Raw genomic sequence first — 12441 nt, 5'->3', positions numbered from 1 at the left:
CGGCACCGGCCGGTGCCGCCGCCGGGCCCGCCCACCGTCAGCTCCGGTTCAGCAGCCTCCCCCGGGGGTTCTCGATGTCGACCCGCTCTCCGCGCAGCCAGGTCCCGCGAACCACCCCCCGCAACTCTCGGCCGTCGTAGGCGCTCAGCGGGTGCCGGTGCTGCAGGGTCCGCGCGTCGACGCGGGCGGACTCGTCGGGCGCCACGACGGCGAAATCGGCGTCGTAGCCGGCCTCCAGACGCCCCTTGCCGCTGACCCCGGCGATCTCGGCCGGCCGGCGCGACATCCAGCGCACGACGTCGGTGAGGGTGTGCCCGCGCCGGTCGGCCTCGGTCCAGATCGCGGAGAACCCCACCTGCAGACCGGAAACCCCGCCCCACGCGGTGCCGAAATCGCCCGTGTCGAGGTCCTTCAACTCGGGAGTGCTGGGCGAGTGGTCGCTGACGACGCAGTCGACCAGCCCCTCGTCCAGTGCCCGCCAGAGGGCATCGCGGTTGGCCTCCCCCCGGATGGGCGGGCAGCACTTGAACTGGGTCGCCCCCGCGGGCACCTGCTCGGCCGCCAGGGTCAGATAGTGCGGGCAGGTCTCGACCGTGAGCGGCACCCCCTCGTCCCTGGCCCGCGCGATCAGCGGCAGGGCCGTCGCGGTCGACAGGTGCAGGATGTGCGAACGGGTGCCGGTGCTGCGCGCGGTCTCGACGACCAGCTCGATCGCGGCGTGCTCGGCCTTGTCGGGGCGCGAGGCGAGGAAGGACGCGTACTCGCGCCCGTGCGCCTGCGGGGCCGAGTCGAGGACGCCGGGGTCCTCGGCGTGCACGATGATCTGCCCGCCGAAGCCGCCGATCGCGGCGACGGCGGCGCGGAACCCCTCCGGCGGCAGGTGGCCGAACTCCTCGACCCCGGAGGGGGAGAGGAAGGACTTGAACCCGTAGACCCCGTGCTCGTGCAGGGCGCGCAGCTCCCCCGCGGTCTCCGGTGCGCTGTTCTCGGGGACGGCCCCACCCCAGAAACCGACGTCGACGGCGACCTTGCCGCGCGCCGCGTCGCGCTTGGCCATCAGCGCCTCGACGGTGGTCGTGGGCGGAACGCTGTTCAGCGGCATGTCCACGATCGTGGTGACGCCGCCGGCCGCCGCCGCGCGCGTGGCGGTGGCGAAGCCCTCCCACTCGGTGCGCCCCGGCTCGTTGACGTGTACGTGGCTGTCGACCAGGCCGGGCAGCAGCACTTCGTCATCGGCGAGGTCGATCGCGCGGGCGGTCTCCATCGGGGCGTCCTGGGGGTTCACCGCCGCGATCCTGCCGTCGCGGACGCCGACCGCGACGGGCCGCTCCCCCTCGGGGGTGACCGCGCGCCGCGCCCGGATAACGAGGTCATAGACGTGTTCTGGCATGCCCTTACGATCCCACCCGCTGTGTCCGCCGCCACAGTCGGGATGGCTTCGCCGGGGAGTGGGGACGCTCAGGTGTGCGCCGCGCACGCCGCGAGAATGCCGTCCCATCTGTCCAGCGCGAAGTGCCCCTCGCCTTCGATCCAGCGGAAGTCGACACCGGGGAGTACGCGCTCCAGGTAGCTCCCCATCCGCCGGGGGACGAACACGTCTCTGTCGCCCAGCCGGACATGCGTGGGCACGTTGACCGCCGCGATGTCGAAACCCCAGTCGCGGTAGGCGATGAGGGCCTCGTGGGCGGGGCCCCGGCCGCCCTGCCGGAAGGCTTCCCGCTGCGACAGGCTCAGACGTTCCCGCAGGCGGTCGTCCAGCAGCGCCGCCCGGTCAGGGGGCGAAACGGCCGACCGCAGCAGGGAGAGGAACAGGCGCGGCCGGTGTTTCGCACACCATCCCAGCGGCGCGAAAGAGGCCCGCATGATCAGGGGGGTACGCCGGGCCAGCCTCGCATAGAACCGGTCGAGGGGGTTGAGGCCGGCCATGATCTCCGGTGTCGCAACGGGCCCCCATGGGGCAAGGGCGCCGATGAACTTCAGCCGCTCCGGGGGGAGGAAGCAGCCGCAGGCGAACAGGTGGGGGCCGGCTCCGGAATGGCCGACTACACCGAACTCGTGGATGCCGAGGGAGTCGGCCAGCGCTCGGACGTCGTCCGGCCAGTCCCGAAAGCTCCTGTTCCGCTGGAACGTGGACAGCCCGTACCCCGGACGGTCGAGGGCGATGAGCCGGAACCCGTGCTTCTTGGCCGCCTGCCCGGCCAAGGCGCCTTCCAGCCGGCTGCCGGGTGTTCCGTGGAAGTAGAACGCCGGGTACCCGTCGGGGTCTCCCCAAGCCGTGTAGGCCAGTTCCCGCCCGTCCTCCAGGGCCAGGACGCGCGTGTCGCCGCTTCGGCCGGAATCCGGTGCCGCACGCTCGTCACGGGTCATCGCTCGGTGCCCCGGGGAAGCGGCCCGGCGGCGCGCTCCGGCCCCCGGCGGGTGGCGTCGAGTTCCCTGATGATCGCGGTCGGCTTGCCGGCCAGCGCGCTGGCGACGTACCGGTCGACCCCGGGCACGCGAGCGAGTTTCATCGCGATGCGGCGCACCCGGAGCCGCATCCGCGAGTCGGGCAGGAACCAGCGGACGCCCTTCCGCGCGACCTGCTGCTTTTCCGCCACGACCGGCCGCCACACCTGTTCGTAGCGTTCCAGGCCGGTTTCGATCGAGCCGGTCCGGGCCAGTTGCTCGGCGAGCACGTAGGCGCCGGCGATCCCGAGTGAGGCTCCCTGGCCGGCGATCAGCGACACGGCATGGCAGGCGTCGCCGACGAGTACGACCCGGTCGCGGCTCCAGCGCGGCATCTCGATTTGGGCGACCTGGTCGTAGTACATCGCGGCGGCCGGCGGGCACCGGTCAAGGGCCCGCGGGACGATCCACCCGAGCGAGCCGTATTCTCGTCGAACGGCGGCCCGCGGGTCGTCCGGCAGCGCGGGGTCGGTGGCCCGGTGCACGGCGAACGCCGCCACCCGGCCGTCGCGCAGCCCGTAGAACCCCATCTGCCTGTCGATGGTCTCGGTGAGACAGAACCGGTCCCGCACCTCGGCGTGGACCTCCGGATCGTCGAAGACGAACGCGGCCGTGTGCAGGCCGAGATAGCGCAGGTAGTGCCGCTCCTCGCCGAAAACCAGAGCGCGCACTGTCGAGTGGACGCCGTCCGCGCCGACGAGCAGGTCGGCCTCCAGCGTGCTCCCGCCGGTCAGCGTGACCCGTACCCCCTGGGAGTGGGTGTCGACGCCGGTGACGCCGGCGCCGAACCGCACATCGACATCGCCCGACAGCGACTCACGCAACGCCCGTTCGAGGTCGGGTCGCATGATGCTCAGCAGCCGGCCCCGCACAACGTCGGCGAACTTCAGACTGGCCCGCCGCCGGCCGGCCCCGTCCAGGTAGCTCGCCTCCTGAACCCGGTACCCGAACTCGTGGAGCCTGGGCAGTATCCCCATGGCCTCGGCGGCGTCATAGCCGGGCCCGAAGAAGTCGATCATGTAGCCCTGTGTTCGCGGGCCGTGCGCCTTCTCCACCACGACGACGTCCCAGCCGAGGGTGTCGAGACGCTGCGCGAGGGCGAGCCCCGCGATCCCGGCGCCGCAGATCACCGCCTTCATCCGTCCTCACCGGCCTTTCCGTTGCGTTCGCCCCCGGAATTGCGGGGGCGCGAGGATCCTGCGCAGGACCGGCGCCACGGTCGCCGCGGAGAGGCTCGGCTCCAAGGCGCGGTGCAGCAGGAAACCGTCGATCGCCGCGGCGAGCACCGCCGCGGTTTCCTCCGGGGTCCGCACGCCGTGTTCGCCGAGCCAGCCGGCGAGCTTGCGGCGGAAGTCCACGACGACACCGCCGACCGCCTGGCGCAGCTCCGCATCACGCGTCGCCGCCAGGTAGGCCTCGGTGAACAGCAGCGACGCGGGGTCGTTCCCGGTGTAGTCGTCCAGCGAGGCGAGCAGCAGGTCCACGGCCTCGGCCGGTGTCCGGGCGCGATCGAGGACCGGCCCCAGGCCGTCGACGACGTCGCGCATCGCACCGATCGCCGCCTCGGTCAGCAGCGCCTGCACCGATGTGAAGTGGTAGTGCACCACCCCCGGAGCGACCCCCGCCCGCTCGGCCAGGACCCGCGTGCTCACCGCCCGCCAGCCGCGTTCGGCGATGAGTTCGGCCGCCGCGCGCAACAGCCTCCGCCGGACCGCCCGGCCCTGTTCCGCCGCCGTGGACACGCGCACCACCCTGATAATTGGACAATCGCCTTGGACAACTGCCCAAACCCTAGCACGCGCAACGCCCCGCCCGGATTCCCCACGAGCGGCGGGGGTCGGAGGCGGCTCCTACGGCCGGTCGGTGGCAGGCGCGGCCCGCCCGCGCCGACGGTGGTGGAGCCGGTGGCGCCCTGACCGACCTGCCCCGGTGGGCGCTCGGGAAACGCTTCCAGCAGGCCAGGAACGAGACGACCGGGCCGGATCACTACCGGGTGCGCCGCTACGTCGCCGCCCGGTCCCGGCTGCGCCGCCTCTTCCGGACCCGCGCCCGCACCTCCTACCGCCGGCGAAGACGCGGAACGAACAACGAAGCACTGGGGACCGGCGCGCGGCCCGTTCGGGCTACCGGTGTCCGCGCACCCGGCGTCCGCCGGGTGCGCGGACACCCTGTGTCGGGCTATCGGGTGTGCGTGGGCTGGAGACCGTGGAGGATGTCGGCTGTCGCCGCGGGTCGGGAGACGTGGGAGCAGTGCCCGGCGTCGATCTCTCTGGGCCGGATGCCCAGGCGCTGCGCGGCGGCCCGGCGCATCCAGTCGGGGCGCAGCGTCCGGTCGGCGGTCGGCAGGATGTGGGTCGACCCGATCCCGGGAGGCACGGGCACGGGAACGTGGCGGTACACCGCAGCGGGAGCGAACTCGCGCAGGGTGCCCAGAGCCCATCGCTGGGTGTCATCCGCGCAGTCGTGGAACAGGAAACGGCGCGCCGCCTGGTGGTCGGCAACGGGGTTGACGCCGATCCAGTCGGGGTGGAACAGCGCCGCCGGGTCGTCCTGGAGTTCACCGATCAGGCTCTTGCCGCCGGCGAAGTCGGGGATATAGGCGGCCAGCCATACCATGGCCGCCGCCTCGACGGTGCCGGCGATCGCCGGGAGTAGCGCCCCCGATCCGGAGTGCGCCACCACGATCGGGTGTTCCACCTGCCCGCCGACCTGTTCAGCCGCCGACCGCGCGTAGTCGCCGACGGTGAGGTCGGGTTGGCCGGTCGGCAGGTCCACGGACACGCTGCGGTGCCCGCGCCGGGCGAGTTCGGCACGCAGAAGGTCCCACCCGGCCGGGGACTGCGTCGTCCCGTGCACCAACACGAACTCCATCAAACTCGCCCCTCTCTGTTCGTCCAGGAAACGTGCCCTGAAGGATGTCTCGTAACCCGGCCTCCCGGTCGGGGGACCGCATCGTTCATGGTCCTGCGGCCGGGGCACTCCCGCACGGGACCGGTGCGATGCCGCCCGGGGGGCGGGTGCGGACAGTCGTTTCCGGTTCGGCAGTGGCGACGCGGGTCGATACCGGAGTACGGCATGTCACACGGCAGGCCGAGGTAGTCTCGCCCGCCGGCTCTCGATCCTTCTCGCCTTCTCGGTGCGCATGGGCCGCCGCTCGTCAGGTCACCCGGCCATGTCGGTCTCGTCGAGCCTGCAGATCGCCGCGGTGGTTTCGACGCCGTCGTCGTGCAGCATCTGGCGCATGCGGGAGATGTCGATGTAGGCGGCGTCGAGGGGATGCATGACCAGGCGCGAGAGCGCAGTGCCGTACTTGGCCATCGAGTTCTTGCCCGGGATGAATATCGACAGTTCGTCGCGGGCCTCGAAGGTCTGCACCTCGACGTCGCCGGATAAAGCTGCGACCGCTTCCTCGTCCGCGGTGACGGGGATCTTCACCAGCCAGTGCGGCCCCTCCATGGTGATGATCTGCCTCTTCTGCTCCGGGGTCTCGCTGGCCCAGGCGCGCCAAGGGGTCCCCGACACCACGGCTCCGCACGACTCCACGGTCTTGACCACGTCCTGGACGGTGACGGTGACGGCGGCATCGGCTTCGGCCCAGTCGTACTGGTCGCCCCCGGTCGAGGGGCCGGGCACCAGCTTCGACACCACGGTCATCTCGGGTACGTGGCGCAGTCGCGCCTCCGGCCACGCGTTGAAGAACTCGCGCGCGTCGCTGATCGCCTCGTCCTGGGCCTGCCGCTGACGTTGCACCTCCGTACTGTGCTGCTGCAACAGGGCGGATGCCGTGTCCGGCTCGTCGAGAGAACGCCGGACGAGCTTGACACTCATCCCCGTGCCGCGCAGGACGGTGATCAGCATGGCCTGTTCGACCTGGTCGAACGTGTACGAGCGGTAGCCGGTCTGCTCGTTGACCTCGGCCGGGAGGAGCAGACCCTCGGAGTGGTAGAACCGCAGTGTCTGCGGCGACAGACGGCACATTTCACTGAATTCGCTGATGGACAACATGGCGCTATGTTCGCCCTTACAGCAACTGCAAGGTCAAGCGCCGAGGAATGGCGCAGCGCACACAGCCCGCGTCCCGTGCGGGCACTGTTCGACGCGGGCGCGGACCTCGCGGGCGGTCGGTCCGCGCGCCTCCACGGGGTCGTTACGGGGTAGGAGGCGCGCGGGGATCGTGGCTCGGTGACGTTGGCCCGTAAGGGCTGTCTTCCGCTTGGTTGTGGTCGGGTCCTGTGTGGTGGTCACATGTGTTCGAGCGGCGATTCCATCCGTTCGAACGGCGATTCCCACTTCAGAGGCGGCCGTCGGGGGCCACGGGTGGGCACCACGCACACGAGCGTTGTGGGCCCGTGGGTGGCGCCCATGACGTCGTTCCCGTCCAGTGTGATCCCGATCTGTTGTACGGGGACTTCCATGGCGCGCGCCCAGTACCGAAGCGTGTCCATGTCGGGCACTTGGCGGATCTCGCAGACGGTGGTCACTCGCCCGACACCTCCCGTAGGGAGTCGCGCAGCGCGTAGACGTCGCCCGCGCGGAAGTAGCGCCAGCCGTGCACGGTGGCGAGGTAGCGGATCCGGCCCTTGCGTGCCCAGCTCTGCATCGTGGAGGGCGAGATGCCCAGGATCTTCGCCGCTTCGCCGTTGCTGAGGTAGTTGTCCGGGGCGGTGTCGTTCACGCGACCACCACCCGGGGACGGTTCCGGCGAGGCGGTCAGCGACGGCGCGGCGCTGCCGCCGGGCGATCCAGGCCGCGCGCAACCGCCGGTCGGCCCGTTGGTGCTGCTCTGCCGTGGCCAGGTAGGGGCGAATCCGCGCGCTTGGGCGCGATGGCAGACTGATCATGTCATCAGCTCCTCGATAGCTGGTGGCCGTGCCCCCGGACGGCCGTCACCGTCGCGGGGGTCCTTCGTGTGGACACCACAATGCAGCCACACACGTACGCCTGCCATAACAGCCACACTTTCATGTCTTTCCGTCCAAACCGGTGGCAGAAAGTGCTGACTATGTATTGGATTGTGGCCATGGCGAAACAGGGTCGGACAACATGGCGGCGATTCGGACTGGAACTGAAGAGACAACGTGAACTATCGGGCGCTAGCCAGGCACAACTTGCCAAAATGACGGGTTGGTCTCCGTCGATGATCAGTGCGCTTCAGCAAGGCACGCGGACCCCCAGGCGCGATCACGCGGAAGCGTTGGACGCTGCTCTCAACACAGGCGGCACTCTGACCCGGTTGTGGCAGGAGGTTGTGAACCAGCGGGACGTGCCGGACTGGTTCCGCGACGCCGTCCTGATTGAACGCCGCGCAACCGAGATTCGCGAGTATGAGCCGCTGGTGATCCCGGGGTTGCTTCAGACCGAGGAATACGCGTACGCCATGCTAGAAGCACGTCGCAACCGACGCTCACGGGAGCAGGTACGGCAGGTGGCAAAGGCGCGAGCTGAACGCCTGCCCGCCATCCGTGAGAGCCTGCCGCTCCTCTGGTTTGTGGTATGCGAGGAGGCGTTTCGACGGGTTGTTGGAAGTGAGGCGATCATGCAGGCCCAGTTGGACCACCTCACCGAGCTTGCAGAGGTAGGAACGATCCAGTTCCAGGTGTTGCGGGACGCTCCCTTTAACCCGGGGCTCTGCCTACCGTTCCGGCTAACTTCCTTGGGGTTAACGCAATCGGTGGTATACGCAGAACATGCACTGGGCGGTGAGACTTCTGACGACCCGGAGCAGGAAGCGGAGATGTCAGCACTTTTCGGGGCGTTGCAGGCGGCTGCAACCGCGCCCGATGACTCCATCGACCTGGTGAAGAGATGGCGAGGAGAACTGTGATGAACGATCGTTGGTACAAATCCAGCTATTCCAGTAACCACGGCGGTAACTGCGTTGAGTGCCGTACCGACAGTGGCACCGTTGACGTCCGTGACACCCAGCACCGTTCCGCCGGGCATCTGTCGTTCCCTACCACCGAGTGGTCGGCGTTCCTCGCCGACGTCCGGACCGACAACCTGTAGACCCCGGTAAGGCGCCCTCGACCCGTGTGGGTCGGGGGCGCTCGTGTGCGGGCCGCCGAGGAGCGCGTCGCAGACGCGCGCGATGGTCGGCTTGGTCATGTCGATCTCGGCGGGAGAACCTGAACCGTTGTCGGGTGCGGTCATCGGCGCGGCCTCTGCGTCACAGGCGGAAACCGTGGGCGCGCCCGCGGGAGCCGGGGTCAGCCCACCCGGCGGTTGGCGAAGCCGGTCAGGACCGCGGCGTCCACCCCGGTGGCCCCGGTGACCTCGTCCTCGCTCAGCGCCCCGCACCGCAGCCCGCGGACCAGTGCCGAGGCCAGCGCCTGGGCGGTCGCCGGTTCGTCGAGGACGCCGTCGCTGCCCGCACCGAGATAGGCCTTGAGACGCTCCGCGGCCGGCGCGAACGCCTCGCGGTAGAACGCGTAGGTGGCCAGGTAGCGGGTCGGCAACTGGTGCGGGTGCATGTCCCACCCCTGGTAGTAGGCCCGCTCCAGCGACCGGCGGACCAGCCCGGCGTGCAGCCGCCAGGCCGCGCGCACCTGCTCCGCGGACCCCACGGGCAGCACGTTGGTGGAACCGTCCGAGAGCCACACCCCCGTCCCGGCCGCCGCGAGCTGCATGACGGCCTTGGCGTGGTCGGCCACCGGATGCGCCATGCTCTGGAACGCCGCGGTCACGCCGCACGCGGCACTGTAGTCGTAGGTGCCGTAGTGCAGTGCGGTCACCCTGCCCGCCCCGGTGTGGATCATCCGCGCCGCGGCGGCCGCGCCGTCAGGGGTGAGGAGCGACTGCGGAGTCTCGATCTGCAGCTCGAACCCGAGACGGCCTTCGGGGATCCCGAGCCGCCTCTCCAGCTCTGTGACCAGCCAGACCATCGCCTCGACCTGCTGCACCGAGGTGATCTTGGGCAACGTGATACGGAAGCCCCCCGGGAGCTCTCCGGTCCCCTCCAGCAGGACGTCCAGGAACATGGACAGGCTGCGCACCCCGCGGCGCCGGCCGGCGGCCTCCATCCCCTTCATCCGGAGGCCGAAGTACGGCGGCGCCTGCCCCGCGGCGAGGTCGGCGCAAAGGCCCGGGCGGCGGCACGGAGGTGCTCGTCCTCCTCGCCGTCGGGGCGGTCGCCGTAGCCGTCCTCCAGGTCGATCCGGAGGTCCTCCACGGGCTCGGCGCGCAGCTTGTCGTGCACCCGCGGCAGGCAGTCGGCGACGGCCGCCTCGTCCAGGCCGGTGGCCGCGGCCAGGGCGGGCGCATCGGGGGCGAACCGCTCCAGCGATCGAATGGCCTGTTCGCCCCACTCCCGGGTGATCCCGGCGCGGATCCGGTCGGCGGGTATGTAGACCGTGTGGACCGGCTGGCGGCGCCCCGACTCGCCCGGGTACCGCTCCAGCAGCCGGGCGTCGGCGTCGGCGAGCCGCGTGTCCAGAGCGTCGTTCAGCTCGTCGAGGCCGCCTCCGGTCATACTGTTGCCATTCGCCGCCCCGGAGCGCTGCACACCCACTACACATGTCCCTTCCCGGCCCGGCCGGGCCGACAGAAGCTCAGATAGTTTTTATATACCGGACACTAACTTTTACGATTCGGAACTACAAGAGGCGGCAAAGGTAGTGAGACCCACGCAGGCGTCATCGCGAAAGGGGTTACCGGCTGCTGCTTCCGTATCGCAGAATGAGAACTCCGAAGAGAGTGACCGCCACCCGAGCGACCCGTCGGAGTGGTCACGTGATGGGAGCTAGAGAGCTTTGGCAACGTCACAGACAGCGACCGGTGGTAACCATACCGGCAACGTAGAGGGTGAACCCGACTCCCGGAGCCGCCCCAGCGGCGTGCAGTCACTGGACCGCGCGTTCGCGCTGCTGGAGATCATGGCCGACGCCGGCGGCGAGATCTCGCTGAGCCAGCTGGCCGACTCCTCCGGGCTGCCGCTTCCGACCATCCACCGCCTCATCCGCACCCTGGTGGACAACGGGTATGTCCGGCAACTGCCGTCACGCCGCTACGCCCTCGGGCCCCGGCTGATCGGTCTCGGCGAGAGCGCGTCGCGCATGCTCGGCACCTGGGCCCGGCCCCACCTGGCGCAGCTCGTCGACGAACTGGGCGAGACCGCGAACCTCGCGATGCTCGACGGCGACAAGGTCGTCTACGTCGCCCAGGTCCCCTCACCGCACGCGATGCGGATGTTCACCGAGGTCGGCCGCCGGGTGCTGCCGCACTCGGCCGCGGTCGGCAAGGCACTGCTGGCCCAGCTTCCCGAGAACGAGGCGCTCTCGACCGTGCGCCGCACCGGAATGCCCGCCGCCACCGACCGCACCATCACCACACAGCAGGCGTTCGCCGCCGAGATGGCGCACATCCGCGATCAGGGGTTCGCCATCGATGACGGGGAGCAGGAGATCGGTGTCCGCTGCGTCGCGGTGCCCGTGCAGGGGGGACCGGCCATGATGGCGGTCTCGATCTCCGGCCCGGAGGCCCGGGTCAGCTGGGATTTCGTGGACAAGGCCGCGCCGATCGTGCAGAGGGTCGCGCTCAGTCTGGCCGGCGACCTCAACAACCAGAGCTGACCGCCGCGACCCCGCTCGGAAACGGCGTTCCGAGCGGGGCGGGGCCGCCGGACACGGCGGCTCAGGTCTGCTGGTCGAACCCGAGCTTGCGCAGCTTCTTGGGGTCGCGCTGCCAGTCCTTGGCGACACGCACCCGCAGGTCCAGGTAGACCCGGGTGCCCAGCAGCGCCTCGATCTGCTTGCGGGCGCGGGATCCGACCTCGCGCAGCCGTGCTCCCTTGTTGCCGATGACGATGGCCTTCTGGCTCGGGCGTTCCACGTAGAGCGAGGCGTAGATGTCGATGAGCTCCCGGTCCTCCCGCGGAGCCATCTCCTCAACGACAACGGCGATCGAGTGCGGGAGCTCGTCGCGCACCCCCTCCAGGGACGCCTCCCGGATGAGCTCGCCGACCAGCATCTCCTCGGGCTCGTCAGTGGGATCGCCGTCCGGATAGAGCGGGGGGCCTTCCGGCAGGTAGGAGCACAGGACATCGGCCGCGACGTCCAGCCGCTCCCCCGACTCCGCCGAGACCGGGACGATGTCGGACCACTCGCCCAGCTCCGACACCGCCAGCAACTGCTCGGCCACCCGGTCCTTGCCGACGGTATCGGTCTTGGTGACCAGGGCGACCACCGGAGTCTGGCGCTGCGCCGCGAGTTCGCGGGCGATGTAGGTGTCCCCCCGTCCGATCGGCTCGTCGGCCGGGACGCAGAACCCGATCACGTCGACCTCGACCAGCGTGGAGCGCACCAGGCTGTCCAGCCGCTCCCCGAGCAGGGTGCGGGGCTTGTGCAGCCCGGGGGTGTCCACGATGATCAGCTGCGCGTCCTCGCGGTGCACGATGCCGCGGACGGTGCGCCGCGTGGTCTGCGGGCGGGTGCTGGTGATGGCCACCTTCTGGCCCACGAGCGCGTTCATCAGCGTCGACTTGCCCACGTTCGGCCGCCCGACGAAACAGGTGAACCCGCTACGGAAACCCTCAGGGTAGGAGGGCATCGTGAGCGGCACCCGCAGTTTCTCAAGATCGAGGTCGTTCATTTTCCCAGTCTCACGCGTTCTCACAGCGAACGGAACCGCGCGGCCCGGCACTCACAGGTGCCTGACGGCCGCCGGCGTACCGTCCGGCGCGGCGAGAACCACGCTCGCGGCTTTCAGATCGCCGGCCACCGCCATGTCCTCATCGGCCGGCTGCTCCGCTTCGGTGACCACCGCGGCCGCCTCCAGGGACTCCGCGCCACCGGAGACGGCGGCGGCGACGGCAGCCCGCAGCGCCGAGAGCCGCAGTGAGGGAAGCGCGACCGTGGTCGCCACGTAGGTGCGGCCGGTCTCGTCCCGTACCGCCGCCCCTTCGGGCGCACCGTTGCGGGCGCGAGAGGCCCGGGCGAGCGTGATGAGCTTCTGGTCCTCGGGGCCGATGCTCGGGTCGGCGGTGTCGCTCACAGGTCGGCT

Annotated in this window: 13 protein-coding genes and 1 pseudogene; 3 read left to right on the top strand and 11 right to left on the bottom strand. The window is 70.3% G+C overall.

What is annotated here, in order from left to right:
* Window positions 1-37: 37 nt before the first annotated feature.
* The 8 genes from allB to VS93_RS17570 form a co-directional block, all read right to left on the bottom strand.
* Entirely contained in the window at window positions 38-1390 is a 1353-nt protein-coding gene (allB, locus tag VS93_RS17605) for an allantoinase AllB (RefSeq protein WP_046471001.1), read from the bottom strand.
* Window positions 1391-1458: 68 nt separating this feature from the next.
* On the bottom strand, window positions 1459-2367 hold the full coding sequence (locus VS93_RS17600; protein ID WP_046471000.1) for an alpha/beta fold hydrolase: 909 nt from the start codon (window positions 2365-2367) through the stop codon (window positions 1459-1461).
* Window positions 2364-3584 carry an FAD-dependent monooxygenase gene (locus tag VS93_RS17595; protein ID WP_046470999.1) on the bottom strand — a complete coding sequence of 407 codons (1221 nt, stop codon included), beginning with the start codon at window positions 3582-3584 and terminating at the stop codon, window positions 2364-2366. Before VS93_RS17595 ends, VS93_RS17600 begins: the two co-directional genes overlap by 4 nt.
* A gap of 6 nt (window positions 3585-3590) precedes the next feature.
* On the bottom strand, window positions 3591-4187 hold the full coding sequence (locus VS93_RS17590) for a TetR/AcrR family transcriptional regulator (protein ID WP_046470998.1): 597 nt from the start codon (window positions 4185-4187) through the stop codon (window positions 3591-3593).
* A 436-nt stretch (window positions 4188-4623) separates the two neighbouring features.
* Window positions 4624-5316 (bottom strand): alpha/beta hydrolase, encoded by a 693-nt coding sequence (locus VS93_RS17585; protein ID WP_046470997.1) that lies wholly within the window; start codon window positions 5314-5316, stop codon window positions 4624-4626.
* Window positions 5317-5607: 291 nt separating this feature from the next.
* Window positions 5608-6450, bottom strand: coding sequence for a MerR family transcriptional regulator (locus VS93_RS17580; RefSeq protein WP_046470996.1), 843 nt, complete (start codon window positions 6448-6450; stop codon window positions 5608-5610).
* Between the two features lie 236 nt (window positions 6451-6686).
* Window positions 6687-6926: a hypothetical protein gene (locus VS93_RS17575; RefSeq protein WP_052745826.1), complete on the bottom strand. Its 240-nt coding sequence runs from the start codon at window positions 6924-6926 to the stop codon at window positions 6687-6689.
* Entirely contained in the window at window positions 6923-7120 is a 198-nt protein-coding gene (locus VS93_RS17570) for a helix-turn-helix domain-containing protein (RefSeq protein ID WP_046470995.1), read from the bottom strand. Before VS93_RS17570 ends, VS93_RS17575 begins: the two co-directional genes overlap by 4 nt.
* A gap of 234 nt (window positions 7121-7354) precedes the next feature.
* Between VS93_RS17570 and VS93_RS17565 the strand changes: the two genes are divergently transcribed.
* The gene (locus VS93_RS17565; RefSeq protein ID WP_156184898.1) at window positions 7355-8269 is read left to right on the top strand and encodes a helix-turn-helix domain-containing protein; all 915 of its coding nucleotides are present in this window, start codon (window positions 7355-7357) and stop codon (window positions 8267-8269) included.
* Complete coding sequence (locus VS93_RS17560) at window positions 8269-8451, top strand: DUF397 domain-containing protein (RefSeq protein WP_046470994.1); 183 nt, start codon at window positions 8269-8271, stop codon at window positions 8449-8451. The genes VS93_RS17565 and VS93_RS17560 overlap by 1 nt, the downstream gene beginning before the upstream one ends.
* A gap of 200 nt (window positions 8452-8651) precedes the next feature.
* Here the strand turns inward: VS93_RS17560 and VS93_RS17555 are convergent.
* Window positions 8652-9913: pseudogene (locus tag VS93_RS17555) on the bottom strand (DUF6986 family protein).
* A 364-nt stretch (window positions 9914-10277) separates the two neighbouring features.
* Here VS93_RS17555 and VS93_RS17550 point away from each other — a divergent pair.
* Window positions 10278-11012, top strand: coding sequence for an IclR family transcriptional regulator (locus tag VS93_RS17550; RefSeq protein WP_046470993.1), 735 nt, complete (start codon window positions 10278-10280; stop codon window positions 11010-11012).
* 61 nt (window positions 11013-11073) lie between these two features.
* On the opposite strand, the gene era is transcribed toward VS93_RS17550, so the two are convergent.
* Together era and VS93_RS17540 are read right to left on the bottom strand one after the other, a co-directional pair.
* Window positions 11074-12030 carry a GTPase Era gene (era, locus tag VS93_RS17545; protein WP_046470992.1) on the bottom strand — a complete coding sequence of 319 codons (957 nt, stop codon included), beginning with the start codon at window positions 12028-12030 and terminating at the stop codon, window positions 11074-11076.
* Window positions 12031-12081: 51 nt separating this feature from the next.
* On the bottom strand, window positions 12082-12432 hold the full coding sequence (locus VS93_RS17540; RefSeq protein ID WP_046470991.1) for a hypothetical protein: 351 nt from the start codon (window positions 12430-12432) through the stop codon (window positions 12082-12084).
* Window positions 12433-12441: the final 9 nt, after the last annotated feature.

The sequence above is a fragment of the Allosalinactinospora lopnorensis genome (assembly GCF_000981225.1).
Classification (GTDB): domain Bacteria; phylum Actinomycetota; class Actinomycetes; order Streptosporangiales; family Streptosporangiaceae; genus Allosalinactinospora; species Allosalinactinospora lopnorensis.
Note: the sequence above shows the minus strand (reverse complement) of the source record. Positions and strands in the feature narration are given on the sequence as shown.